Here is a 24,845-nt window from a genome sequence, read left to right on the forward strand (position 1 = left end):
GCCATGACCCGTCCGTTGCTATTGGTGGGCCAGCCGTTGCTGGCGCCACTATTGCCGCTGTTGCGTGCGGATCATGACGTTATCGTCCTTTGGGAAGCGCACACGCCGGGCGACTTGGCCAAAGTGGACGCGCTGGTTTGGGCGGGCGAATTCCCACTAGGCCGTAATCTGATCGATGCGATGCCGCGGCTGCGCCTGATCGCCTGCTTCACCGTGGGCTATGACGGCGTCGACGTGGCGCTGGCGCGGGAACGCGGCATCGCGGTGGCCCATGCCGGGAACGCCAATGCCGACGACGTCGCCGATCACGCCATCGGCCTGATACTGGCCCATCGCCGCTGGATCGTGGCGGGCGACCGCCAATTGCGAGCCGGTCAATGGACGATCGAGAGCAAGACGCGGACCCGGTCCATGGGCGGCGCGCGGTTGGGCATCGTCGGCATGGGGGCGATCGGCGTAGCCGTGGCGGAACGAGCACGCGCTATGAAAATGCGCATCGGTTGGTGGGGTCCACGGGCCAAGCCCAATCTGTCCTGCCCGCGTGCCGATAGTCTGGAGGCGCTGGCGCGGGGCAGCGACATTCTCGTCATCGCGGCCCGTGCCGATGCGCATAATCGTGGCATGATCGACGCGCGCATTCTCGACGCGCTGGGGCCGGACGGATTGCTGGTCAATGTCGCGCGCGGACAATTGGTGGACGAGGTTGCGCTGGTCGCCGCGCTGCGCGACGGGCGACTGGGCGGCGCGGCGCTCGATGTGTTCGACCCCGAACCCACCGATCCGTCACGCTGGGCCGATATAGCCAATGTGGTGCTGACCCCGCACGTGGGCGGCGCGACGCATGAGGCGGTCGGCCGCATGGCGCAGGTGCTGATGGCCAATCTCGCCGCGCATTTCGCTGGCGAAGAATTGCCGTCCCCGGTGCCGGCGGACGGATGACGCGAATCGATCAGAGCGGTAAGAAAGCGCCCAGATGACGACCATCGGACAATGAGGATAATGCGAAGGAAGACGACCCGCAGGCCGTCAACGCATCAGAATTTGAATATGGTGCCCAGATAGACCGCCTGACTATCCTGACGCTCATCGGTCATCGGGGTCAGGCGACCGGCCACGCTATTATTATAGCGCACGCCCGCGGTGACGTTCAGATTGCGCGTCAGCGAATAGGAGCCGGCCAGATCCAGCGAATAATCCTTGTCCGCCGACGGATTGCGAACGGTCGTCGCAACACCAGCTTCGCGGCGATTCTCCAACATCATCTTGGTGCTGAACCGATCCTTCTTGCCGTCATCCAGCGAGAAATTCTTCGCATCGACCATCGTTTCGACCGGCACCGGGTCGAGCGCCTTGCGACCGACCGCGTCGGGCAGGGCAAACTTGCGCCAGCTATGCGCGCCGTTCAGGCTGAAAGCGACGGGCTTGATATCGATCGCATCGACGGTGCGGTTCACCGCGACCCGGTCTTCACCCGCCGCGCGCACCATCACAGTTACCGACCGCTGGCCGCTTAGGGAACCGCTGGTCGGCGTGAAACGAAAGCCTTGCCGTCCAGCAGAGGCCACCATCTTCGCATAGGCCGCAGCCAAGCGCGGGTCTTTGATCGTGGGGGTGAAGGACGAAATGCTGCCCAGCGAACCGAGCGATACAGGCGCTTCGCCGCGCTGACGCATGAAATCGGTCGCCGCGCCGAACGCAGGAGACAGCATGAAGCCAGCGACGGCCAGCGCCGCGCCTGTTCCTGCCAAATATCCCCTATTCACACGCATGACCCGATTCTTTTCCCCGCTCATATGTCTTGCGTAACGCTCTACACCGGCAAAGCCTCCACTGGCTAGGGGCAGAACGCCTTTTTGTCCGAGCTGTTGCATGGAACACACAGGCGGGAAGCCGTCGAACGGGAGCGTTACCAGCACCCGTCGCGGCGCGACCCGTCGCGCGCGCCTTCGCGCCCCCTTGCCCCACAACGCACGGTCACTATAGAAGCGGTCAGTTTCTCGTCTTTTTCATGCTAGGACAAGCCTGATGGTCCGCCGCCTTCCCGCCTCTGCAACCGCCGGCCTGCTGCTGGCCGCGCTCCTTCCGCTGGCTGCCTGTGGCGGCGGCGCAAAGGACCGGCCCAAGGCCGATCTTGCCGCATCTAGGGTCACGACGATCGGCGTCAACGCCTATCTGTGGCGCGCATCGCTCGACACTTTGTCCTTCATGCCGATGGTCCAGACCGATTCGAACGGCGGCGTGATCGTCACCGACTGGTATGCCAATCCGGGCAGCCCCAATGAACGGATGAAGCTGACGGTGTCGATTCTGGACCAGGATCTGCGCGCCGACGCGCTCCGCGTCGCGGCCAACCGTCAGGTCAACCAGGGCGGCCAGTGGGTCGACGCCCCGGTCGCCGCGGCCACCGTCCAGAAGCTGGAGGAAGTGATCCTGACCAAGGCGCGCGACCTGCGCCGCACGGCGATCGGCTGACACCGCGCTTTGGGCGGCGCTGGCGCGACGCCCCATTTTTCTGACCTATCGGGGCTGGGCTTGGAAAGGCCCAGCCCGATCGCATTTGTAAGGACATGACATGCAGAGGCGCTTCAACCCGCTTGAGGCCGACGCCCGCTGGCAGGCGACCTGGGACGAACGGCAGAGTTTCAAGGCCGACGACGCATCGTCCAAGCCGCGCAGCTATGTGCTGGAGATGTTCCCCTATCCGTCGGGGCGCATCCATATTGGGCATGTCCGCAATTATTCGATGGGCGACGTGCTGGCGCGATTCCGCCGGATGACGGGGCATGAAGTGCTGCATCCGATGGGCTGGGACGCCTTTGGGATGCCGGCCGAAAATGCGGCGATGGAAAAGAAGGTCCATCCGGGCGAATGGACGCGGTCCAACATCGCCAATATGCGCGCGCAGCTCAAAAAGCTGGGCTTTGCGATCGACTGGAGCCGCGAACTCGCCACCTGCGAGCCGGACTATTATGGCCATGAACAAGCGCTGTTCCTGGACATGCTGGAAGCGGGCCTGGTCTATCGCAAGGAATCGGCGGTCAATTGGGACCCGGTCGATATGACGGTGCTGGCCAACGAGCAGGTGATCGACGGACGCGGCTGGCGGTCGGGCGCGCTGGTCGAGAAGCGCAAGCTGTCCCAGTGGTTCCTCAAAATCACCCAGTTCGCCGACGATCTGGTTGCGGGCCTGGCCACGCTGGACCAGTGGCCGGACAAGGTGAAGCTGATGCAGGAAAACTGGATCGGCAAGTCGGTCGGCCTGCAATTTCACTTCGAGCCGGTCGCGCCGTTCGACAGCCGGATCGACGTCTATTCGACCCGGCCCGACACGATTTTCGGGGCGAGCTTCGTCGCGATCGCGGCAGACCATCCGATCGCGCAGGCGGTCGCCGCGACCAACCCGCAAGCGGTCGCGTTCATCGAACAATGCAAGGCAGGCGGCACCACCGCTGCCGAGCTGGAAACGGCGGAGAAGCTGGGCTTCGACACCGGCCTGAGCGTCGCGCATCCGTTCGATCCCGACTGGCAATTGCCCGTGTTCATCGCCAATTTCGTGCTGATGGACTATGGCACCGGCGCGGTCATGGGCGTGCCCGCGCATGACCAGCGCGATCTGGACTTTGCGCGCAAATATATGCTGCCGGTCGAGCGGGTGGTCGCGCCGGAAGGCGAGGCCGACACGCCGATCCATGACGAAGCCTATACCGGCCCCGGCAAGTTGGTGAACTCGCGTTTCCTGGACGGGATGAGCGTGGACGAGGCGAAGGCCGCCGTCATCGCGCGGGCCGAATCGGAAGGCTGGGGCGCGGGCAAGACCGTGTTCCGGCTGCGCGACTGGGGCGTGTCGCGCCAGCGTTACTGGGGCACGCCGATCCCGGTCATCCATTGCGCGACGTGCGGCCCGGTGGGCGTGCCCAAGGAACAGTTGCCGGTCATCCTGCCCGAAGACATCACGTTCGACGTGCCGGGCAATCCGCTGGACCGCCATCCGACCTGGAAGCATGTCGATTGTCCAAGCTGCGGCCAGCCGGCGGTGCGCGAAACCGATACGCTCGATACCTTCGCCGATTCGAGCTGGTATTTCATCCGCTTCGCCAGCCAGCCGTCGGACAAGCCGTTCGATCGGAAGACAGTCGAAAAATGGCTGCCGGTCGGGCAGTATATCGGCGGCGTGGAACATGCGATCCTGCATCTCCTCTATGCCCGCTTCTGGACCCGCGCCCTCCAGCATATGGGGCAGTTGGGCTTTGCCGAGCCGTTCACCGGCCTGTTCACGCAGGGGATGGTGACGCATGAGACGTATAGCCGCGAACAGGGCGAGGGCCTGCCCCCTGTCTATTTCGCGCCGGGCGAGATCGACCGGACGTCCGAGGGGGCGACGCTGATCGCCGACGCTGCGCCGGTCGAAGTCGGCCGCGTGATCAAAATGTCCAAGTCCAAGAAGAATGTCGTCGATCCCGACGACATCATCGCCCAATATGGCGCGGACGCGGTGCGCTGGTTCATGTTGTCGGACAGCCCGCCCGAACGCGACCTGCCCTGGACCGAGGCCGGGATCGAAGGCAGTTGGCGCTTCGTCAACCGCGTCTGGCGGCTGTTTGGCGACTGCGATGCAAGCGCCGAGGGCCAGGACAAAGCGCTGGACCGCAAGCTGCACCAGACCGTCGATGGCGTCGCGCGGGATATCGAGGCGCTGGGCTTCAACAAGGCCGTCGCCAAAATCTACGAACTCACCAACGCGATCGAGAAGGCCAAGCCGTCCGCGTCGCGCACCGCCGCGATCCGCGGACTCGCCCTGCTGGTCGCACCGATGACCCCGCATCTGGCCGAAGAAGGCTGGGCGGAGATGGGTGGAGAAGGCCTGATCGCCGACGCCGCCTGGCCGCCGGTCGATCCCGCGCTGCTGGTGGACGATGAAGTCACCATCGCCTGCCAGGTGATGGGCAAGCTGCGCGACACCATCACCGTGCCCAAGGGGACGGCGAAGGACGAACTGGAACGGCTGGCGCTGGCCGCTCCGAACGTCGTGCGCATCCTCGACGGCGCGACGCCCAAGAAGATCATCGTGGTGCCCGACCGGCTGGTGAATATCGTCTTCTAAAACGGCCTGGAAGGCAGGAAGGGGCTTCGACAAGCTCAGCCCGAACGGTTAAAGGTCTCACCCATGAAGCGCATCCTGCCCCTGCTCGCCATCCCGTTGCTCCTCTCCGCTTGCGGGCTGCGCCCCGTTTATGGCGGTGGCGGGCAGGGCGCGGTGGCGCAGGCTTTGGGCAATGTCACGGTCGAACCGATCGAGGGCAAGGGCGGCTGGCTGGTGCGCAACGCGCTGAACGACCGGCTTTCGGCGATGCGCAGCGGATCGGGTCCGCGCTACAAATTGGTGGTGAAGCTGGACGACGATATCAGCGGCTTTGGCCTGCGGTCCGATGCCGCGATCACGCGCGAGCGGCGCACGTTGCGGGCGCGTTATCAACTGGTGGATGAAACCACCGGCGCGCAGTTGCTGGACGATACCGCCGGGTCCGATGCGGGCATCGATGTCACGTCGAGCGAATATGCCACGATCGCGGCCGAAGACACGGCGCTGGAACGGCTGTCGCAGACGGTGGCGGACCAGATCGTCACCCGGCTGGCGCTCTATTCGCGCAAGGCCGCGAATCCTTGAAGGCCAATCGCGGCCAGATCGAACGGGCGCTCGACGCGCCGCCACAGGATATCCGCTTCTTCCTGCTCTACGGACCTGACGAAGCAGGCAGCCAATCGCTGGCCAAGCGGCTGGAGCGCGCCATGGGGCCGCAGGCGGAACGGATCGACCTGGACGGCGCGACGCTGAAGGACGATCCCGCCCGGCTGCCCGACGAAGCCGCATCCTTTTCCATGTTCGGCGACAAACGCTGGATTCGCATCAGCGGCATGGGCGAGGAATCGGTCCCGGCGCTGACCGCCCTGCTGGAGGCGGAAGCCGCCGGCAACCCGGTGATCGCGGTCGCCGGCGCGCTGAAAGCCACGTCGAAGCTTGTCAAGCTGGCGCTGGATCACAAGGCGGTGATGGCCTGCATCTCCTACCAGCCCGACGCGCGCGAATCGGAACAGATCGCAGTCGGCATCGCGCGCGACGGCGGGCTGCGCCTGCCATCAGACCTCGCCCGCCGCATCGTCGATCTCGCCAATGGCGACCGCGCGCTGATGACCGGCGAGATCGAGAAGCTGATCCTCTATCTCGACGCCGCGCCCGACCGCCCGCGCGAAGCGACGGCGGAGGCGCTCGACGCCTTGTCCGCCGACAATCCCGATACGGAGGTCGGCCCGCTGGTCAACGCCGTGCTGGGCGGCGACCTGAAAGCCATGCACCGCGAACTCACCAGCCTCAGCGAAACCGGCACCGCGATGGCCTCGGTCATCCGGCCGCTGCTGAACCGCGCGATGCTGATCGCCCATATCCGCACCGAGTTCGACGCGAGCGGCCGGCTGGAAGGCGCGGTCGAGGCGGCGGGCAAGGCGGTATTCTGGAAGGAAAAGGGGCTGGTGTCGCGGCAGGTGCGGCAATGGGATGCGCCCGGCATCGCCCGCGTACTGCAACGGCTGCTGGATGCGGAGCGCGCCACGCGGTCGGGCCGGGGGCTGGGCGACCTGATGGTCCGCCATGAATTGCTGACGATCGCGCGGCAGGCAGCGCGCGAGCGGGTCTGAATCCGAAGGCTTGAACCCCCGGTCCGCCGGGGCCATATTGCGGTCATGGACAAGCTGAACCTGAGCGAAGCCGAATGGCGCGCACGCCTTTCCCCCGAACAATATCATGTGCTGCGCGAAGCCGGCACGGAACGGGCCTTCACCGGCCCCTATAATGGCAACAAGGCCGACGGCGTCTATTATTGCGCCGGATGCGGCGCGGAACTGTTCGACGCGGAAGAAAAATATGACAGCGGATCGGGCTGGCCCAGCTTCACCGCGCCGGTGGATATCGACGCGGTCGAGGAAATTCGCGACGCCAGCCACGGCATGGTCCGCACCGAAGTGCGCTGCGCGACCTGCGAGGGCCATCTGGGCCATGTCTTCCCTGACGGGCCGGGCGTCAACGGCCTGCGCTATTGCATGAACAGCGCCAGCCTGGATTTCAAGCCGCGCGACGAAGAGGCGTAACGGCCTACATCCGTTCGTTTCGAACCAGCGGGGCCGTCTTATTCATTCCCGGTAAAGCGCCGCTCTCCATGGAAGGCGCGACGGTCTTTTTCCGCGCCGGACGCATGATTTGCGCTGGCAGGGGCCGGGATTAGCGCGTATCCGGGGCGGCACAAATGGCAGGATCAGGCAAGAGCAAGGGCGCGCCGCGTGGCCGCGCGAAGACATGGATGCTGCGCGGGCTGAAGATCGGCCTCGCGGCGGCGGTGGCGGGCCTGCTGGCGGTGGTGATCGCTGTGGTGATCGCGATGCATTCGCTGCCCAGTTATGACAGCCTGAAATCCTCCCCCAACGGCCAGATGATCCGCGTTCATGCCGCAGACGGCAGCGTCATCGTGTCGTTGGGGCCGAGTTTCGGACGCTGGATGGATTATGACCAGATTCCGCAGGTCATGATCGACGCGATGGTGTCGACCGAGGACAAGCGTTTCTACCTGCACCCCGGCGTCGATCCGATCGGCATGGCGCGCGCCGCCTGGGTCGCGGTGGAACGACGCGGATCGGGCCGTCGCTGGCAGGGCGCATCGACCATCACCCAGCAGGTGACGCGCAACATCTTTCTCAACAACAGCTATAGTTTCGGCCGCAAGATCCGCGAAATGGTGCTGGCGCTGGCGCTGGAGCGCAAATTCTCCAAGCGGCAGATCCTCGAACTCTATCTGAACAAGGTCTATTTCGGCGGCGGCGCCTATGGCATCGACGCGGCCAGCCGCAAATTTTTCGGCCACCCCGCCACCAGCCTGGACCTGCCCGAAGCCGCGATCGTCGCCGGGCTGGTCAAGGCGCCGTCCAGCTATTCCCCCACCGCCGACGCGGAAGCGGCGATCGGCCGCGCCGGGGTGGTGCTGGACCTGATGCAGGAAAATGGCGTGATTTCCGCTTCGCAGCGGGCTGACGCCGACATCCAGAATGTCAAGCTGGCGCCCGAAGCGCCGCAGAACAGCGTGCGCTATTTCACCGACTGGGCGCTGCCCCAACTCGACCTGCTGATCGACGAGCCGAACGAGCCGCTGGAAGTCTATACCACCATCGACCTCAATATGCAGAAGGCCGCGACGGCAGCGATCCAGGCCAATGTCCCGTCCGGCACGCAAGGGGCGCTGGTCAGCCTGGACCGCGACGGCGCTGTGCGGGCGATGGTCGGCGGCCTCGATTATGTGACGTCCAACTATAATCGCGCCACCACCGCGACGCGCCAGCCGGGGTCCGCCTGGAAGATTTTCGTTTATATGGCGGCGCTGGAGGCAGGCTATACGCCCGATACCGGCGTGACCGACGAGCCGGTGACGATCAATGGCTGGTCGCCGCGCAACAGTTCGGGCCGCTTTTCCGGCGACATCGATATCCGCACCGCCTTCGCCTATTCGATCAACACGGTCGCTGCGAAGCTGGGCGTCGAGGTCGGCTTCCCGACCGTCGCCGACATGGCCCGCCGGTTCGGTATCACGACGCCGGTCAACACCCACCCTTCCATGGTGCTGGGCACGTCCGACGTGCGCCTGATCGACATGACCCGCGCCGCCGCCTCGATCGCGCGCAAGGGCATTGCGGTGACGCCCTATGGCATTACCAAGGTTACGACCGCCGACGGCCGGATGCTCTACAGCCACCAGGACGACACCAGCCGCGTGCTGGTCGCGCCCTGGGTCGCCGCCGGCATGACCGACCTGATGCAGACGGCGGTCAGCACCGGCACCGGCAAGGCGGCGCAGATCGGCCGCCCGGTGGCGGGCAAGACCGGCACCACGACCAGCAACAAGGATGGCTATTTCCTGGGCTTTTCCAGCGGCATCACGACCGGCGTATGGATGGGACGCGACGACGCCAAGGCGGTCGGCGGACTGCAAGGCGGGCGTGCGCCGGCCCACGCCTTCGCCGATTATATGAAGGTCGCCGTCTCCAAGCGGCCGGTGGAGCAGTTCGAAACCCAGGTGACCCTGCCCGAATGGCAGTTGGAGCCGGACGAGGAAGCCTATTATGGCGGCCCCGACAACGGCATCGATGGCGGCAGGGGCGGCGGCATGATGGTCGATGAGAATGGCCTGCCGATCGAACGGCCGCGCGCCGATCCCTATGAAGCCGGGAGCGATGATCCGCAGATGGAGGTCGATCCAGAAGACCGGCCGAGGCAGGACCGACCGCAACCGCCGCGCATCGACCAGCAATGGATCGACAATGTGCTGGGCCGTGATCGCCAGCAGAGGCCGACGCCTGCACCGCGCCCGTCGCCCAACCCCTAAGCCTAACCCTTCACCTCGTCATTGGCGGCGAAGCGCGTCTTGTCGAGCGCGCTGCCGTCGGGCAGCAGGAAGTCGACCTTCCCCCGGCCGAAATCGATCGCCACCCGGTCGAAAATCTTAAGCGCGCTGATGCCCAGCAGCAGCGCCGGCTTGTCCTGCATCCCCAGTTCGGCAAAGGGGCTGGCGTCGGCGAACAGCACGGGCACGTCGATCAGATTGACGCGGCCCATGCGCACCGACTTGATCCGCCCGACCTGCCCCGTCAGCGTGCCACCAGTGACGCTGGTCAGCGCCGCCGTCATCATCGCGGGGGCGCGCTTCTTAGCCATCAGCTTGTCGCGCAGCGCGATATTGCCGATGCTGAAATTGGTGCCGGTGTCGAGCATGATGTTGACCCGCATCCCGTTGACTTCGGAATCGAGCAGGATCAGCTGACCCCGCTTGCGCCGCGCCTCCACCACGATGGTATCGGGATCGGCCGACAGCCGACGGCGGGGGTTGCTGCCGCTGATTTCCATCCGGCCGGTGCGGAAATCCAGCGTCAGCCGCTTCGCGTGCAAACTGTCCAGCCCCAATAGGCCCGGCGCGCCCAGATGTTCGCCTTCCAGCACCGGCGCCTCGATATCCTCGATGGTGCCGCCACCAAAGCCCAGCCGCGGCACCGCGACCGTCCCGGCTTCCGACCGGCCGGTCATGCTGATGATCGTGACATTGGCGCGCGGCGACAGCGCCAGCTCCTGCGCCAGATCGCGCGCGATCACGGTGCGCTGCGATCCGGTGTCGATGATGAAGTTCCACGGCCCCTTGCCGTCGATCGAAATCGGGATGGTCACCCGTGCGTCCAGCGCGGGACCGGTCTGGACGACCGTCGGCGGCACGTCGGGATCGAGGATCGCAGGGGCGGGCAGGGACGCATCCTGAGTGGCCAGCGCAGGATCGCCGATCGCCAGCGCGAACCCCAGCAACACCCTCATGCAGAGAAGGAGCCGTCCCATATCCTCATCCTTCCATTTTATGCCTCGCTTATACCATGGAAGGCCATGGTCGCACCAGCGGCACCGCCCGGCGCGAATTGCGGTGGAAAGGCGATTTTCCGCCGCTGCGGCCTGCTATCATGTCTTGACTTGACCATGGGCCGATCGCTAAACGCCAAATGATAGCGCCCTTCCGTTCGGAACGGGACTCGACCGGCGTCCTGCCTGGTTCGCAATCCTTCCCCTTTCAGCCCTACTTTACCCTCTCGCCATCGGACCGATTCGCAATGCACCTCAAGGACCTCAAGAAAACAGCGCCCGCAGACTTGGTCACCATGGCCGAAGAGCTGGGCGTCGAAAGCGCATCGACGCTGCGCAAGCAGGATCTGATGTTTGCGATCCTGAAGGCCGAGGCTGAAAATGGCGAGCAGATCATGGGCGAGGGCACGATCGAGGTGCTGCCCGACGGCTTCGGCTTTCTGCGCAGCCCCGAAGCGAACTTTTTGGCCGGTCCAGACGATATTTATGTCTCGCCCAATCAGGTGCGCCGCTTCGGCCTGCGCACCGGCGATACGGTGGATGGCGAAATCCGCGCGCCCAAGGATGGCGAGCGCTATTTCGCGTTGGTGAAGCTCAACACCGTCAATTTCGACGACCCCGATGTGGTCCGCCATCGCGTGAATTTCGACAATCTGACGCCGCTCTATCCCGAACAGAAGCTGACGCTCGACCCCTATGACCCGACCCAGAAGGACAAGTCGGCCCGCGTCATCGACATCGTGTCGCCGCAGGGCAAGGGCCAGCGCACGCTGATCGTCGCGCCGCCCCGCGTCGGCAAGACGGTGATGCTCCAGAATATCGCCAAGGCGATCACCGACAATCATCCCGAAGTCTTCCTGATCGTCCTGCTGATCGACGAGCGCCCGGAAGAAGTCACCGACATGCAGCGCAGCGTGAAGGGTGAGGTCGTGTCCTCCACCTTCGACGAACCCGCCACCCGCCACGTCCAGGTCGCCGAAATGGTGATCGAAAAGGCCAAGCGCCTGGTCGAGCACAAGAAGGATGTCGTCATCCTGCTCGATTCGATCACCCGCCTCGGCCGCGCATACAACACCGTCGTCCCCTCGTCGGGCAAGGTGCTGACCGGCGGTGTGGACGCCAATGCGCTGCAGCGGCCCAAGCGCTTCTTCGGCGCGGCGCGTAACATTGAGGAGGGCGGCTCGCTCTCCATCATCGCCACCGCGCTGATCGACACCGGCAGCCGTATGGACGAAGTGATCTTCGAAGAGTTCAAGGGCACTGGCAATTCGGAAATCGTGCTGGACCGCAAGGTCGCGGACAAGCGCATCTTCCCGGCGCTGGATGTCGGCAAGTCCGGCACCCGCAAGGAAGAGTTGCTGGTCGACAAGCCCAAGCTCAGCAAGATGTGGGTGCTACGCCGCATCCTGATGCAGATGGGCACGATCGACGCGATGGAATTCCTGCTGGACAAGATGAAGGACAGCAAGACCAACGAAGATTTCTTCGACTCCATGAATCAGTAAGGGGCGCCCGCGATCCCTCCGATCGCGGCCCGATCCATCATAAATTTTGCCGCGACAGCCGGGCCATGTATATGGTCCGGCTTTCTCCTTTCCTAAATATAGGGACGTTAGCAGGCCGCCATGATCGACCTCATCGCCACCGCCGCTTCGGCGGCCCAGGGCCTCGGCTCTCCTGCCGATATCTGGCAGCACATCGTCAATGATTTCAGCAATATAACCTCACCGAGCGCGCTGGCCGCCTTTGGTCAGGTGCTGATGATCGACATTCTTCTGGCTGGCGACAATGCGATCGTCGTCGGCGCGCTGGCGGCGGGGCTTCCGGCCGCGCAGCGCAAGAAGGTGATCCTGATCGGCATCATCGCCGCGCTGGTGCTGCGCATCGCCTTTGCGCTCGTGGTCAGCCAGTTGATGCAGATTGTCGGCCTGATCCTGGCCGGTGGCCTGCTGCTGCTGTGGGTCAGCTTCAAGATGTGGCGTGAATTGCACCCCAAACGGGGCGGGGACACGCCAGGCGACACCAGCGACGACGATGTGTCAGGCCTGCGTCCGGCCAAGAGCTTCGCCGCAGCCGCCTGGGCCGTGGCCGTCGCCGACGTCAGCATGAGCCTGGACAATGTGCTGGCCGTCGCCGGCGCCGCGAAGGACCATCCTGGCATCCTCATCATCGGGCTGATTCTGTCGGTCGCCCTGATGGGCATCGCGGCCAACATCATCGCCAAATATATCGAGCGTTTCCGCTGGATCGCCTATATCGGCCTCGCCGTCATCGTCTATGTCGCGGTGAAGATGATCTATGAAGGCTTTGTCGATCATCAGGTCGGAATATTGACGCTGTTCGGCTGAACGGCCGGCCACGCAAAAAGGGGGCGGAACCTGACAGGTTCCGCCCCCTTTTTTTTGTGCTTCAGCAGAGCATCAGGGGATGAGGATCGTCGCCCCCATCGTCTGCCGCGCCTCCAGCACGCGGTGCGCCTCGGCCGCGTCCTTCAGGGCGAAGCGCTGGCCGATCACCGCCTTCACCACGCCGCGCCGCATCCGGTCGAACAGGCGATCCGCACTATGCGCCAGTGACTCTGGCGTGGCGATATAGTCGAACAGGGTCGGGCGGGTGACGTAGAGAGACCCGCCGCGGCTCAGGTCCAGCAGGCTGACCGGCGGCACCGCGCCCGATGCATTGCCATAGCTGACCATCAGCCCGCGCCGCTTGAGACTGGCGAGCGAGGCGGTCCAACTATCCTTGCCGATGCCGTCATAGACCACGTCCACGCCCTGGCCCCCGGTCAGGTCGCGCACGCGCGCTGCCAGATCATCGAAACCGCCATGCAGGCTGTGATCGGCCTCCACGCTTGCGGCTTTTTCGGCCGATCCGCAATGGGCGATGACGATGACGCCCTTGTCGCGCAGCCAGGGGACGAGAACGGAGCCGACCCCGCCCGCCGCCGCATGAACCAGCGCGACCTGCCCGGCCCGGAGCGCGATCGTGTCTTCGGCCAGATAGCAGGCGGTCATGCCCTTGAGCATCATCGCCGCCGCGTCCTGAGTCGAGACGCCATCGGGAATCCGCACCACCTTGTCCGCCGACACGATCCGGTGGGTGGCGTAAGACCCCAGCCCGCTGGCGCAGCCCACAACATCGCCGATCGCAAAGCCGGTGACGCCCGGACCCACCGCCGCGACCCGGCCTGCGCCCTCCGACCCCAAAGCGGTGGGCAGGGGCGCGGGATAGAGGCCGGTGCGATAATAGGTGTCGATGAAGTTGAGGCCGACCGCGTCCTGCGCGATCAGCACTTCGCCTTCACCCGGCGCGCCGGGATCGAAATCCTCGCGCGCGATCACCCCCGGCCCGCCATGGCTGCGGGCGACCATGCGCCATGCGCCGCTCATCCGGCGAGATGTTCGGCGAAGAAATCGGCGGTGCGGCCGTCCGCCAGTTCCGCGCCGGCTTCGTCGCGGCGCTCGCCCATCTCCGCGGCGAAGCCATGATCCAAACCTGCATAATCATGCAGCGTCACATGACGATTATCCGCCAGCCCTTCATGCATCGCCTTTTGCGCGTCGGGCAGGACGAAATGGTCGGCGGTCGGCACATGCAGCAGCACCGGCTTGCCGATCGCATGTTGTTCGCCCAGCAAGCCGTCGATGCCGACGCCATAATAGCCGACGAACGCATCGCCATCGGTACGGCAGGCGCTCATGAAGGCCAGCCGCCCGCCCAGGCAATAGCCGACCAGACCGACCTTGCCGCCACCGGCCGCGGCGCGCGCGGCCTTGATCGTCGCTTCGATATCGCGAATGGCCTGGTCCTGGTTGAGCTTTTGCATCAGGCCGATCGCGGCCTGGAAATCCTCCGGTATGTCGGCATCCAGTTCGACATGCGGCTCCTGCCGCCAGAACAGGTCGGGCGCATAGGCGACATAGCCGGCCTTGGCCCAGCTATCGCATTTTGCGCGAATCCCCTCATTCACCCCGAAAATTTCCTGGATGACGATGATCGCCGCGCTCGCCTCTGCTTCGGGTTTCGCCACATAGGCGTCGAATTGCCTGTCGCCGTCCAAGGTCGTGATAGAAGTGAAGTCGCCCATGCCGATATCCTTGCCGCTATGAGAATGGAACGCATATTGGCCGATCCAGACCGAGGCGCAACCGCCCGCCGCGTTAAAAAATTTGCGTTGGTCCGGGCAATTGCGGCATGACAGCGCGCATAACATGCAAAGGCCGAAAGAAAGGGCAGCGACATGAAGGTTACCGTAGACGTGGACTGCACGCCTGCCGAAGCGCGCTCTTTCCTGGGCCTGCCCGATGTCACCCCCATCCACGACAAATATATCAAGACAATGCTCGACGGGTTCGATGGCGTCGCCAATGTCGAGCAGATGGAGACGTTGTTCAAAAGCTTTTCGCCCATGGGTGATGCGGGGATGCGCCTGTTCCAGCAGATGATGAATATGGGCCTGGCGGGCATGTCCGGCGGCGACAAGAAATAGGCCTGTGTCCGGTTCCGACGGCGACACGATCTTCGCCCTGTCGAGCGGTGCGCCGCCGGCGGGGATTGCGGTCATAAGGATCAGCGGCGTCGGGGCCGGGGCAGCGCTTGCTGCTTTGGCCCGCCGCTTGCCATCCCCCCGTACCGCCAGCCTGGCGCTGCTGAAAGACCCGCGCGACGATGCGCCGCTCGACCGGGCGCTATTGCTATGGCTGCCCGGTCCTTCGACCGTCACCGGCGAGGACATGGCCGAACTCCATTGCCATGGCGGCCGCGCCGTGGTCGCCGCGGTGGAAGAGGCGCTGGCCGCCATGCCGGGATTGCGCCGGGCCGCGGCGGGGGAATTCACCCGCCGCGCCTTTGCCCATGGTCGCATGGATTTGAACGCGGTGGAGGGCCTGTCCGACCTGCTCGCCGCCGAAACCCAGAGCCAGCGGCGCGCCGCCTTGCTCATGGCGGAGGGGCATTTTTCGCGCCGCATCGACGACTGGCGACTGAGCTTACTGGATCTATCCGCCATGGCCGAAGCCGCGCTCGATTTCTCCGACGAGGATGACGTGCCCGACGCCGCGATCGAAACCCGGATCGGCGCAGGCATCGTCGCATTGGCGCAGGATGTCGCCGCCATCCTCGCCGCGCCGTCCGCAGAGCGGCTGCGCGACGGCATCCGCGTGGTCCTGGCCGGGCCGCCCAATGCCGGCAAGTCGACCCTGCTCAATGCGCTGGTCGGGCGCGACGCGGCGATCGTGTCCGACGTCGCCGGCACCACCCGCGACCGGATCGAGGTGCCCGCCGCGATCGGCGGCACCGCCTTCCTGTTCACCGACACCGCCGGCCTGCGCGGCGAGACGGACGATGCGATCGAGGCGATCGGCATCGACCGCGCCCGCGCGGCGTTGGACGCGGCCGACATCATCCTGTGGCTGGGCGATGCGGCCGACCTGCCCCGCGACGATGCCTTGTTAATTGCGGCCCAATCCGATCGCGCCGAGGCAGGTCGGCCCGGCCTGCGCCTTTCCGCCCGCACCGGCGAGGGCATGGACAGGTTGGTCGCTACGCTTCAGGAACGTGCAGCGGCGCTGCTGCCGGGGGAGGGCGACTATGCCCTGCACGCGCGACAGAGACAGCAAGTTGGACAGTTGTACGCGCATCTCAGCGCGGCTGGCGCGACACCGGATCTGCTCGTCGTTGCTGAAGATTTGCGCCTGGCGCGCGGCACCATTGATGCGCTGACCGGGCAGGCGGGGACCGAAGATATGCTCGACCGTCTCTTTTCGGGGTTCTGCATCGGCAAATGATGCATGTTCCACGTGGAACGCTTTTGACCCCACCCCCCTGACTCTGATATGGGCCGCCCATGCAAAGCCATTATGATGTGATCGTGGTCGGCGGCGGCCATGCCGGCTGCGAGGCGGCCGCTGCGGCGGCGCGCAAGGGCGCGTCTATCGCGCTCCTGACCTTTGCCCGCGATACGGTTGGCGCCATGTCCTGCAACCCGGCGATCGGCGGTTTGGGCAAGGGCCATCTGGTGCGCGAAGTCGATGCGCTCGACGGGCTGATCGCCCGTGCCGCCGACGCCGCCGCCATTCATTATAGGATGCTCAACAGCAGCAAGGGCGCCGCCGTGCAGGGGCCGCGCGTGCAGGCCGACCGTAAACGCTATCGCGCCGCCATCCACGGGATGCTTGATGCGCAAGCGGGGTTGGAGATTGTCGAGGGCGAAGCCGACGCGCTGCTGATCGCGGGCGACGCGATCGCCGGTGTGGCGCTGGCCGATGGTCGCACCATCGCTGCGCCGACCGTGGTGCTGGCGACCGGCACTTTCCTGGGCGGCAAGCTCTTTCGCGGCGACGAACGCGAGACTGGCGGCCGGATCGGCGAGCGCGCCGCCAGCGCACTGGGCGTACAGTTGCGCGCGCTGGGCCTGCCGATCGCGCGGCTTAAGACGGGCACCCCGCCGCGTCTGGACGGCCGCACCATCGATTGGGCGCGACTGGAAACGCAGCCTTCGGACGGGGAGGCGTGGACGATGTCTCCGTTGTCCACCGGCCGCATCCTGCCCCAACTGGCCTGCGCCATCACCCGCACGAATGATGCTACCCATGCGATTATCCGTGATGGCATGGACCGGTCACCCTTGTTCAGCGGGGCGATCGAGGGGCGGGGGCCGCGCTATTGCCCGTCGATCGAGGACAAGGTCTTGCGCTTCGGCGATCGCGACGGGCATCAGATTTTTCTGGAGCCGGAAGGGCTGGACGACCCGCTCATCTATCCCAACGGCATCAGCACCTCGCTGCCAACCGACGTGCAGGTCGCCATGGTGCGATCGATGCCGGGGCTGGAGCAGGTAGAGATCGCCGTGCCGGGCTATGCGGTCGAATATGACCATGTCGATCCGCGCGCGCTCGATTCCACGCTGGAAGTACGCCAGCTGACTGGCCTGTTCTGCGCCGGCCAGATCAACGGGACGACCGGCTATGAGGAGGCGGCGGCGCAGGGATTGATCGCCGGTGTCAATGCCGCTGCGCGCGCGCGCGGCGAAGCGCCCATGATCCTCGACCGGGCCAGTTCCTATATCGGCGTGATGATAGACGATCTCGTTTTGCAGGGTGTGACCGAACCCTATCGCATGCTCACCGCTCGCGCCGAATATCGGCTGCGCCTGCGCGCCGACAATGCGGAAACACGGCTAGGCCCGATCGGCCTGGCGCATGGGGTGATCGGCCCCGATCGCGCTGCCCGATTGACCGAGCGGCAGACGCAGCGGGCCGCGATCGAAGCAGACCTGGCTCAGCCCAGGACCGCCAGCGAAATGGCGCGGGCGGGCGCGGCAGTTCGACAGGATGGCGCGCGGCGCAGCCTGTTCGACTGGGCGCGCTTTCCCGAAGTCGACCGGGCGTTGCTGTGCGCGCTCGCGCCGACCCTGCGCGACGCGCCCGCCGACCTGCGCGACGAAATATGGGAGGACGCCCATTACGCCCCCTATCTGCAACGACAGGATAGCGAAATTGCCGAATTGCGTCGCAACGAGCGGGTCATCATCCCTGCCGATTTCGATTTCCGTACCATCGGCGGACTGTCCACCGAGATGATCGAGCGCCTTGACGCCGCCCGTCCAGACACGCTTGCCGCCGCCGGTCGCATCCGTGGCATCACGCCGGCGGCGCTGGCGGCCATCCTCGTCCACGTCCGCCGGGTAGCGGCGTGACCGAAGACGACGCCCGCGCCTGGCTGACGGCGCAATGCGATGTTTCACGTGAAACATGGAGCAAGCTGGAGCGCTATGTCGCTATCCTGTTGTCCGCGATGGACGAGCAGAATCTGATCGCGGAATCGACCCGTCCCCATGTGTGGACGCGGCATATCGTCGATTCCGCCCAATTGCTGCTTCACACAAAGGAAGCGGGCGAGGGCGACTGGATCGATCTCGGATCGGGCGCTGGTCTGCCGGGTATCGTGCTCGCCTGCTTGTCCGACCGCCCGTTGATGATGGTGGAATCCCGGCGCAAGCGGATCGATTTTCTGGACAGCGTGATCGCCGAACTGGGCTTGACCCACGCCCGCGTCTTCGGCGGCCGCGTCGAAATGGTGCCGCCGGTACAAGCCGCCGTCATCAGCGCGCGCGCCTACGCGCCTTTGCCCAAGCTGTTCGAATCGGCGCTGCATCTTTCCGATAAAAAGAGCCTCTGGGTGCTGCCCAAGGGACGAAATGCGCAAAATGAACTGGAGGCGGCGCGTCCGGCATGGCAAGGTGCGTTTCACGTGGAACCCAGCGTAACGGATGGCGATAGCGCCATCATCGTGGCCCACGCCGTGACGCCCGCCAAAAGGAAAGGCTAAGGATGATCCGCATCGCCATCGCCAATCAGAAGGGCGGCGTGGGCAAGACCACCACCGCGATCAACCTCGCGACCGGTCTGGCCGCCACTGGGCTGCGCGTCTTGCTGGTCGATCTAGATCCGCAGGGCAATGCCTCCACTGGCCTGGGCGTCGGCCATGCCGATCGCGCCCAGTCCAGCTACGACCTGCTGGTCGGCAATTGCGCGCTGGACGACACCGTCATCGCCACCCGCGTCCCCAAGCTGGATCTGGTCCCCGCGACCCAGGATCTGTCGGGCTGCGAGATCGAATTGATCGACTATGAACAGCGCACCCACAGGCTGGAGCGCGTATTGGCCGAAGCCCAGCCGGGTCGCTGGGATATCTGCCTGATCGACTGCCCGCCCTCGCTGGGCCTGCTCACCATCAACGCCATGGTCGGCGCGCAATATCTGCTGGTTCCGCTCCAGTGCGAATTTTTCGCGCTCGAAGGTCTGTCGCAACTGCTCCAGACGGTCGAGCGTATTCGCGGCCGCTTCAACCCCGGCCTGTCGATCATGGGCGTGGCGTTGACCATGTATGATCGCCGCAATCGCCTGACCGACCAGGTCGCCGACGATGTGCGCGCGTGCTTGGGCGATCTCGTCTTCTCCACAGTCATCCCGCGCAATGTCCGCCTGTCCGAAGCGCCCAGTCACGGCGTGCCCGCCCTCATCTACGACTTCCGCTGTTCGGGGTCCGAAGCCTATATGCGTCTGGCGCGCGAACTGATCGCCCGACTGCCCCGACAGGAGGTTGCCGCTTGAGCGACGAAACGACCGACAAGCCCAAGATCGCCAAGCGTCCCCATGGTCTGGGCCGCGGGCTGTCCGCCCTGTTGGGGGACGTCGCGCGCGAGGAACCGGTATCGCCCAGCGCCATTCCCGCCAATGGCAAGGCGGTGCAGAGCATCGAAGTGTCGCTGATCCAGCCGCACCCGGAACAGCCGCGTCGCCATTTCGACGAAGGCGCGTTGCAGGAACTGGCCGAGAGCATCGCCAAGCGCGGCGTGATCCAGCCAATCATCGTGCGTCCCCATGGCGGCGGTTTCCAGATCATCGCCGGCGAACGCCGTTGGCGCGCGGCGCAGCGGGCGCAGATGCATCGCATTCCTGCGATCGTCCGCGATTTCGACGAGCAGGAAACGCTGGAAATCGCGCTGATCGAAAATATCCAGCGCGAGGATCTCAACCCGATCGAAGAGGCGGAAGCCTATCGCAAGCTGATCGCCGAATTTCATCATAGCCAGGATGCGCTGGGCCGCATTGTCGGCAAATCGCGCAGCCATGTCGCCAACCTGATGCGCCTGCTCGAATTGCCCCAATCGGTGCAACAGCAGGTGATGGAGAGCCGGATCAGCATGGGCCATGCCCGTGCGTTGATCGGCCTGCCCGATTGCGAAGCGCTGGCGCGCCAGGTCGAAGATAAGGGCCTGTCGGTCCGCGACACTGAAAAGCTGGTGAGGCGGGTCAAGACCGGCGCCGACGCGCCCGCCGCCCGCCGCAATGCCGCAAACAGCGACAAAGACCCGGACATCGCGGCGCTGGAGCAGCATCTGGCCGATATATTGGGTCTGAAGGTCGAGATCGCGCATGAAGGCGCATCGACTGGCGGCGCCTTGTCGCTGCGCTATTCAAACCTCGACCAGTTGGACATGTTGTGCCAACGCCTGTCGGGCGAGCGCATCTAGCGCGCCGCCGTAAACCGCGGTCGTCACGGCGCACAAGCGCGACGTTCGAAAGAGTCTGGGCTATGTGGCCGTAAAGCCCGCTGGTCTTTTGTCCCCCTGCTCCTTAGATTGCAGGCATGGCCGACATGATCTCCACCCACGCCGCTGCGCCCACCATCATTCGCCGGATGGACTATCGTCCGCCCGACTGGCTGGTCCCCGACGTCACGCTCGACTTCGATCTCGATCCCGCACTGACCAGGGTGCGCGCAACCCTGTCGGTCACGCGCAACGGCGATCATGACCTCCCGCTGCGGCTCGATGGCGAGGGCATCGTGCCGCTGTCCGTGTGCGTCGATGGCCGCCCGCTGGCGCAGGACGAGTGGCATCTGGAGGCCGGCGCGCTCATCATCGCGCTGCCCGATGCCGCACATAGCGTCGAAACGCTGGTGGAGCTGTCGCCGGAGGGCAATAGCAAGTTAATGGGCCTCTACGCCAGCGGCGGCCTGCTCTGCACCCAATGCGAAGCCGAAGGCTTCCGCCGCATCACCTTCTTCCCCGACCGGCCCGACATATTGTCGCGCTACAGCGTGCGGATGGAAGCGGACAAGGCGCGCTTCCCGATCCTGCTCGCCAATGGCGACCCCATCGAGCAGGGCGACCTGCCCGATGGCCGCCACTGGGCGCGCTGGAACGATCCCTTCCTCAAACCCTGCTATCTCTTCGCTCTGGTCGCGGGCGACCTCGCCTGTAATGCCGACCGTTTCGTCACGATGAGCGGGCGCGAAGTGCAGCTAGGCATCTGGGTGCGCGAAGCCGATCTCGCCCGGACCGATCATGCGATGCACGCGCTCAAGAACAGCATGGCCTGGGACGAGCGGGTCTATGGCCGCGAATATGATCTGGACGTGTTCAACATCGTCGCCGTGGCCGACTTCAATTTCGGCGCGATGGAGAATAAGGGTCTCAACATCTTCAATTCGCGCTATATTTTGGCCGATCCCGAAACCGCGACCGACATCGACTATGATGGGGTCGAAGGCGTGGTGGCGCATGAATATTTCCATAACTGGTCCGGCAACCGCGTCACTTGCCGCGACTGGTTCCAGCTTTCCTTGAAGGAAGGCTTCACCGTCTTCCGCGACCAGAATTTTTCCGCCGACATGGGCAGCCATGCGGTCAAGCGGATCGAGGATGTTCGCATTCTGCGCGCCGGCCAGTTTCCGGAGGATAGCGGCCCGCTCGCCCATCCGGTCAGGCCTGAATCCTATATGGAAATCAGCAACTTCTACACCGCCACCATCTATAATAAGGGCGCCGAGCTGATCCGCATGATGGCGTTGATGCTGGGTGCGGAGCGGTTTCGCGCAGGCACCGATCTCTATTTCGACCGGCATGACGGACAAGCCGCCACTTGCGAGGATTTCGTGCTGGCGATGGAGGAGGGCGGGGGGATCGACCTTACCCAATTCCGCCGCTGGTATGAGCAGGCCGGCACGCCGCATGTCCGCGCCCTCATCAGCCATGATCCGATCAGCCAGAGCGCCACACTGACGCTGGAGCAGACGATGCCGCCGACGCCGGGTCAGACCGACAAGCGGCCGATGGCGATCCCGCTGCGCACCGCGCTGTTCGATCCCGCCACCGGGCAGCATCGCGGCGACGAACTGCTGATGCTGACGGAGGGCAAGCAGAGCTTCACCTTCACCGGCTTTCCGGCCACGCCCATCCCGTCGATCAACCGCGGTTTTTCCGCCCCGGTGATCGTGGAAACCAACCGTAGCCAGGACGATCTCGCCTTTCTGTCGGCGCATGACGACGATCCCTTCGCCCGTTACGAAGCGATGCAGCAGTTAATGGTCAATGTGCTGGTCGGCCGCATCGCGGGCCACGCCACCGACGACGCGACGGTGATCGACGCCGTGCGCAACACAATCACCGATCCGTTGCTGGACCCCGCCTTTATCGCAGAAACGATCCGCCTGCCCAGCGAAGCCTATCTGGGCGACCAGATGCGCCTGGTCGATCCCGACGCGATCCATGCGGCGCGCGATGCGTTGCAACAGCAGATCGGCGCCGGGCTGGAACCGCTGTGGCGCGATATCCATGCACGGACCAAGGCGAACGCCTTCTCCCTTTCTCCCGCCGCCAAGGGCGCTCGCAAGCTGCGTAACGCGGCGCTCCATTATCTGGTGGCGTCGGGCGCGCAGGATGGCCCTGCCATCGCATTCGTCCAGTTTAGCGAGGCCGATAATATGACCGAGCGTCAGGCGGCGCTGGGCACGCTGGCCAATGGCGCCAGCCCGGAGCGGGAGGCGGCGCTCGACATCTTCTACAATCGCTACGCCGCCGACGCGCTGACGCTCGACAAATGGTTCCAGACCCAGGCGTTCGCGCTGCATCCCGACACCGTGGACCTGGTCGCGCAGTTAAGCACGCATAAGGATTTCACGCTCGCCAACCCCAACCGGGTGCGGTCGCTGTTCGGCGCCTTCGCCGGCAACCAGTGGGCGTTTCACCACAAGTCGGGCAAGGGTTATCGCCTGCTGGCCGACTGCATCATCGCGCTCGACAGGCTCAATCCGCAGACAGCCGCAAAACTGGTGCCGCCACTGGGCCGTTGGAAGCGGTTCGAGGAAAAGCGTGCGGCGCTGATGCGGGCGGAATTGCAACGCATTCTGGCGCAACCGGGATTGTCAAAGGATGTGACCGAACAGGCGGGAAAGAGCCTGGAATAAGCATCCGGCAGGGGTTCGCTTCGCGTTGCGAAGCGAACCTTCAAGGCGTCAGTCCTTCACCGCCGCGGCCCAGGCGGCGACGTCGGCCGCCACCTTGTTCGCCGCGACATTGATCGGCGCTCCGACCGTCCCGGCTTCGATCTTGCCGCCCACCGGCTGGCTGGCGGTGAACCGCTGCCGCGCCAGCGCGACGCCGTTGGGGGTGGTGAGCACCGCGTCATAGGTGACGACCGCGCTGTTGCTCGCCGCATCGATGCCGAAGGCCACCAGTTCGCCACTCAGTCGCTGGCCGCCATCACCGGAAAACTGCCCCGAATCCAGCACCACCCGATCGGTCGTGGCGGAAATGGTTTCGGCGAGCAGGCCCCGGAACAGATGGCGGGGCGTGTCGGCCCATTGCACCTTGGTCACATAAGCGACGGAGGTCGGCCCCAGTTTCACCGGCACGCGCACCGTATCCAGCGTCTTGGGCGCGTCGGGATCGGCGACGATCAGCGTACGCCCGCCACCCGCCACCCGTGCGGCGCCGGACGGCACCTTCTGCGCGGCATCCAGCGTCAGTAGCTTTTCGGGGGGCTTTGCGCCGAAGGATACGCAACCCGACAGCAGGACGGCAGCGGTCAGCGCGACAAGCGCGCCTTTCCGGTTCGCGCCGGGGTGTTTCACATGGAACATGGTCCGCATCTCTCTCATCATCATGGCTTATAGTCCGGCAGCTTGGGCGATCCGACCAGCGATCCCGCGCCCTGCTGGTCCAGCTTTTCCGCAACGCCGCGGAAGGAGCGCGACATTTCGCGCAGGTCACGGACCAGCTGGTTGACCTCCGGCATGGTCTGGGTGCTGAACGCCTTTACGCCCGGCTGCGCCTCACCGATGGTCTTGTCCAACGTCTCGATGCTGCGGGTCGCCGCCTGCACGCTCTTGCGCAGGTCGCTCATCAGCGGTCGGCCTTCCTCGTTCAGCATCGTGTCGGTGGTGGCGGCGAGCTTGCCGATCTGTTCGACGGCGACACCGGTGCGCTGCACCGCGATCCGCGCTTCGGCCAGGGTGGCGGCGATTTCAGGGCTGCGATCGGCCAGCGCGCCGGACACCCGCTCGACATTGGCCAATATGCCCGCGATCGACTGCTGATTCTTGTCGCTCAGCAACTCGGTCAGGCGCTCGGTGAGGGTCGACAGCCGCTCCAACAGCTGCGGCGCATTGTTGAGCAGTTCGCCCAGCGCGCCCGGCTTGGTCGGGATCACCGGCACCCCGTCGGGGCAGGCCGCCCGCACATTGCCGGTCGGACAGGCGATCGGCGGCGCGCCCTTGACGGCGCCGTCCAGCACCACTTCGCTGACGCCGGTGAAGCCGACCCCGGCGATGGTCGCGGTGGTGCCCTGCAGCACCGGGGTTCCGTCCTTGACGGAAATGCGCACCTTCACGAAGCTCGGATCACGCTTCCAAAGTTCGATCTTCTCCACCTTGCCCGACGGCACGCCGGAATAATTGACGCTAGACCCCTTTGCGAGGCCGCTGACGGACTGTTTGAAGAAGATGTCATATTCCTTATTCTCGCCATCGGAAACGCGCGAGAACCAGAAGGCGGCGGCCATGATCGCAGCCAGCAGCAACAGCGTGACTGCACCGACCAGCACATGATTGGAGCGGGTTTCCATAT

At 65.1% G+C, this 24,845-nt stretch carries 22 protein-coding genes; 16 read left to right on the forward strand and 6 right to left on the reverse strand.

The window, feature by feature from the left end; genetic code table 11:
• Window positions 1-3 precede the first annotated feature (3 nt).
• Window positions 4-939, forward strand: a complete 936-nt coding sequence (locus tag EWH12_RS01405; RefSeq protein WP_066607303.1) for a 2-hydroxyacid dehydrogenase — start codon at window positions 4-6, stop codon at window positions 937-939.
• A 95-nt stretch (window positions 940-1,034) separates the two neighbouring features.
• Here EWH12_RS01405 and EWH12_RS01410 read toward each other — a convergent pair whose 3' ends face one another.
• A complete protein-coding gene (locus EWH12_RS01410; RefSeq protein ID WP_129925467.1) occupies window positions 1,035-1,769 on the reverse strand; it encodes a hypothetical protein in 735 nt (244 codons plus the stop codon).
• 256 nt (window positions 1,770-2,025) lie between these two features.
• Between EWH12_RS01410 and EWH12_RS01415 the strand changes: the two genes are divergently transcribed.
• The 6 genes from EWH12_RS01415 (at window position 2,026) to EWH12_RS01440 (ending at window position 9,419) form a co-directional block, all read left to right on the forward strand.
• Entirely contained in the window at window positions 2,026-2,472 is a 447-nt protein-coding gene (locus EWH12_RS01415; RefSeq protein ID WP_129925468.1) for a DUF3576 domain-containing protein, read from the forward strand.
• A 100-nt stretch (window positions 2,473-2,572) separates the two neighbouring features.
• Window positions 2,573-5,101, forward strand: coding sequence for a leucine--tRNA ligase (gene leuS, locus EWH12_RS01420; RefSeq protein ID WP_129925469.1), 2,529 nt, complete (start codon window positions 2,573-2,575; stop codon window positions 5,099-5,101).
• Between the two features lie 63 nt (window positions 5,102-5,164).
• Window positions 5,165-5,665: an LPS assembly lipoprotein LptE gene (gene lptE, locus EWH12_RS01425; RefSeq protein WP_066607296.1), complete on the forward strand. Its 501-nt coding sequence runs from the start codon at window positions 5,165-5,167 to the stop codon at window positions 5,663-5,665.
• Window positions 5,662-6,690: a DNA polymerase III subunit delta gene (gene holA, locus EWH12_RS01430; RefSeq protein WP_129925470.1), complete on the forward strand. Its 1,029-nt coding sequence runs from the start codon at window positions 5,662-5,664 to the stop codon at window positions 6,688-6,690. Before lptE ends, holA begins: the two co-directional genes overlap by 4 nt.
• Window positions 6,691-6,735: 45 nt before the next feature.
• Window positions 6,736-7,140, forward strand: a complete 405-nt coding sequence (gene msrB / locus EWH12_RS01435) for a peptide-methionine (R)-S-oxide reductase MsrB (protein WP_066607291.1) — start codon at window positions 6,736-6,738, stop codon at window positions 7,138-7,140.
• Window positions 7,141-7,295: 155 nt separating this feature from the next.
• Entirely contained in the window at window positions 7,296-9,419 is a 2,124-nt protein-coding gene (locus EWH12_RS01440; protein WP_129925471.1) for a transglycosylase domain-containing protein, read from the forward strand.
• Between the two features lie 2 nt (window positions 9,420-9,421).
• On the opposite strand, the gene EWH12_RS01445 is transcribed toward EWH12_RS01440, so the two are convergent.
• Window positions 9,422-10,414, reverse strand: coding sequence for a retroviral-like aspartic protease family protein (locus EWH12_RS01445; protein WP_207212341.1), 993 nt, complete (start codon window positions 10,412-10,414; stop codon window positions 9,422-9,424).
• A gap of 266 nt (window positions 10,415-10,680) precedes the next feature.
• Here EWH12_RS01445 and rho point away from each other — a divergent pair, with 266 nt between their 5' ends.
• Complete coding sequence (gene rho, locus EWH12_RS01450; protein ID WP_129925472.1) at window positions 10,681-11,937, forward strand: transcription termination factor Rho; 1,257 nt, start codon at window positions 10,681-10,683, stop codon at window positions 11,935-11,937.
• Between the two features lie 120 nt (window positions 11,938-12,057).
• Entirely contained in the window at window positions 12,058-12,780 is a 723-nt protein-coding gene (locus EWH12_RS01455) for a YjbE family putative metal transport protein (protein ID WP_066607279.1), read from the forward strand.
• A gap of 72 nt (window positions 12,781-12,852) precedes the next feature.
• On the opposite strand, the gene EWH12_RS01460 is transcribed toward EWH12_RS01455, so the two are convergent.
• Together EWH12_RS01460 and EWH12_RS01465 are read right to left on the reverse strand one after the other, a co-directional pair.
• On the reverse strand, window positions 12,853-13,821 hold the full coding sequence (locus EWH12_RS01460; RefSeq protein WP_207212342.1) for a quinone oxidoreductase family protein: 969 nt from the start codon (window positions 13,819-13,821) through the stop codon (window positions 12,853-12,855).
• Window positions 13,818-14,519: a dienelactone hydrolase family protein gene (locus tag EWH12_RS01465; RefSeq protein WP_129925473.1), complete on the reverse strand. Its 702-nt coding sequence runs from the start codon at window positions 14,517-14,519 to the stop codon at window positions 13,818-13,820. Before EWH12_RS01465 ends, EWH12_RS01460 begins: the two co-directional genes overlap by 4 nt.
• 153 nt (window positions 14,520-14,672) lie before the next feature.
• Between EWH12_RS01465 and EWH12_RS01470 the strand changes: the two genes are divergently transcribed.
• The 7 genes from EWH12_RS01470 to pepN all read left to right on the forward strand — a co-directional run bounded on the left by EWH12_RS01470 (window position 14,673) and on the right by pepN (window position 23,185).
• Window positions 14,673-14,921 carry a DUF6489 family protein gene (locus EWH12_RS01470; protein ID WP_066607277.1) on the forward strand — a complete coding sequence of 83 codons (249 nt, stop codon included), beginning with the start codon at window positions 14,673-14,675 and terminating at the stop codon, window positions 14,919-14,921.
• Between the two features lie 4 nt (window positions 14,922-14,925).
• On the forward strand, window positions 14,926-16,218 hold the full coding sequence (mnmE, locus tag EWH12_RS01475; RefSeq protein WP_129925474.1) for a tRNA uridine-5-carboxymethylaminomethyl(34) synthesis GTPase MnmE: 1,293 nt from the start codon (window positions 14,926-14,928) through the stop codon (window positions 16,216-16,218).
• Window positions 16,219-16,277: 59 nt separating this feature from the next.
• On the forward strand, window positions 16,278-18,128 hold the full coding sequence (mnmG, locus tag EWH12_RS01480; protein WP_066607273.1) for a tRNA uridine-5-carboxymethylaminomethyl(34) synthesis enzyme MnmG: 1,851 nt from the start codon (window positions 16,278-16,280) through the stop codon (window positions 18,126-18,128).
• Window positions 18,125-18,760, forward strand: a complete 636-nt coding sequence (gene rsmG, locus EWH12_RS01485; protein ID WP_129925475.1) for a 16S rRNA (guanine(527)-N(7))-methyltransferase RsmG — start codon at window positions 18,125-18,127, stop codon at window positions 18,758-18,760. The genes mnmG and rsmG overlap by 4 nt, the downstream gene beginning before the upstream one ends.
• A gap of 2 nt (window positions 18,761-18,762) precedes the next feature.
• A complete protein-coding gene (locus EWH12_RS01490) occupies window positions 18,763-19,545 on the forward strand; it encodes a ParA family protein (protein WP_066607266.1) in 783 nt (260 codons plus the stop codon).
• Window positions 19,542-20,468 (forward strand): ParB/RepB/Spo0J family partition protein, encoded by a 927-nt coding sequence (locus EWH12_RS01495; protein WP_129925476.1) that lies wholly within the window; start codon window positions 19,542-19,544, stop codon window positions 20,466-20,468. The genes EWH12_RS01490 and EWH12_RS01495 overlap by 4 nt, the downstream gene beginning before the upstream one ends.
• A gap of 116 nt (window positions 20,469-20,584) precedes the next feature.
• Window positions 20,585-23,185, forward strand: a complete 2,601-nt coding sequence (pepN, locus tag EWH12_RS01500; protein WP_129925477.1) for an aminopeptidase N — start codon at window positions 20,585-20,587, stop codon at window positions 23,183-23,185.
• A gap of 48 nt (window positions 23,186-23,233) precedes the next feature.
• Here the strand turns inward: pepN and EWH12_RS01505 are convergent, their stop codons facing one another.
• Window positions 23,234-23,881, reverse strand: a complete 648-nt coding sequence (locus EWH12_RS01505) for an ABC-type transport auxiliary lipoprotein family protein (RefSeq protein WP_408021516.1) — start codon at window positions 23,879-23,881, stop codon at window positions 23,234-23,236.
• A complete protein-coding gene (locus EWH12_RS01510) occupies window positions 23,881-24,843 on the reverse strand; it encodes an MlaD family protein (protein ID WP_066607258.1) in 963 nt (320 codons plus the stop codon). Before EWH12_RS01510 ends, EWH12_RS01505 begins: the two co-directional genes overlap by 1 nt.
• Window positions 24,844-24,845: the final 2 nt, after the last annotated feature.

It is taken from the genome of Sphingobium cupriresistens (genome assembly GCF_004152865.1).
In the GTDB taxonomy this organism is placed as follows: Bacteria; Pseudomonadota; Alphaproteobacteria; order Sphingomonadales; family Sphingomonadaceae; genus Sphingobium; species Sphingobium cupriresistens.

What these genes read in the sequence shown, in the direction of transcription:
- leuS (WP_129925469.1), top strand. Translation starts at nt 2,573, where the DNA reads ATGCAGAGGCGCTTCAACCCGCTTGAGGCCGACGCCCGCTGGCAGGCG.
- EWH12_RS01490 (WP_066607266.1), top strand. Translation starts at nt 18,763, where the DNA reads ATGATCCGCATCGCCATCGCCAATCAGAAGGGCGGCGTGGGCAAGACC.
- lptE (WP_066607296.1), top strand. Translation starts at nt 5,165, where the DNA reads ATGAAGCGCATCCTGCCCCTGCTCGCCATCCCGTTGCTCCTCTCCGCT.
- EWH12_RS01460 (WP_207212342.1), bottom strand. Translation starts at nt 13,821, where the DNA reads ATGAGCGGCGCATGGCGCATGGTCGCCCGCAGCCATGGCGGGCCGGGG.
- EWH12_RS01505 (WP_408021516.1), bottom strand. Translation starts at nt 23,881, where the DNA reads ATGATGAGAGAGATGCGGACCATGTTCCATGTGAAACACCCCGGCGCG.
- EWH12_RS01415 (WP_129925468.1), top strand. Translation starts at nt 2,026, where the DNA reads ATGGTCCGCCGCCTTCCCGCCTCTGCAACCGCCGGCCTGCTGCTGGCC.
- mnmG (WP_066607273.1), top strand. Translation starts at nt 16,278, where the DNA reads ATGCAAAGCCATTATGATGTGATCGTGGTCGGCGGCGGCCATGCCGGC.
- EWH12_RS01405 (WP_066607303.1), top strand. Translation starts at nt 4, where the DNA reads ATGACCCGTCCGTTGCTATTGGTGGGCCAGCCGTTGCTGGCGCCACTA.
- msrB (WP_066607291.1), top strand. Translation starts at nt 6,736, where the DNA reads ATGGACAAGCTGAACCTGAGCGAAGCCGAATGGCGCGCACGCCTTTCC.
- rho (WP_129925472.1), top strand. Translation starts at nt 10,681, where the DNA reads ATGCACCTCAAGGACCTCAAGAAAACAGCGCCCGCAGACTTGGTCACC.
- EWH12_RS01510 (WP_066607258.1), bottom strand. Translation starts at nt 24,843, where the DNA reads ATGGAAACCCGCTCCAATCATGTGCTGGTCGGTGCAGTCACGCTGTTG.
- EWH12_RS01455 (WP_066607279.1), top strand. Translation starts at nt 12,058, where the DNA reads ATGATCGACCTCATCGCCACCGCCGCTTCGGCGGCCCAGGGCCTCGGC.
- EWH12_RS01465 (WP_129925473.1), bottom strand. Translation starts at nt 14,519, where the DNA reads ATGGGCGACTTCACTTCTATCACGACCTTGGACGGCGACAGGCAATTC.
- EWH12_RS01440 (WP_129925471.1), top strand. Translation starts at nt 7,296, where the DNA reads ATGGCAGGATCAGGCAAGAGCAAGGGCGCGCCGCGTGGCCGCGCGAAG.
- EWH12_RS01445 (WP_207212341.1), bottom strand. Translation starts at nt 10,414, where the DNA reads ATGGGACGGCTCCTTCTCTGCATGAGGGTGTTGCTGGGGTTCGCGCTG.
- pepN (WP_129925477.1), top strand. Translation starts at nt 20,585, where the DNA reads ATGGCCGACATGATCTCCACCCACGCCGCTGCGCCCACCATCATTCGC.
- EWH12_RS01470 (WP_066607277.1), top strand. Translation starts at nt 14,673, where the DNA reads ATGAAGGTTACCGTAGACGTGGACTGCACGCCTGCCGAAGCGCGCTCT.
- EWH12_RS01410 (WP_129925467.1), bottom strand. Translation starts at nt 1,769, where the DNA reads ATGCGTGTGAATAGGGGATATTTGGCAGGAACAGGCGCGGCGCTGGCC.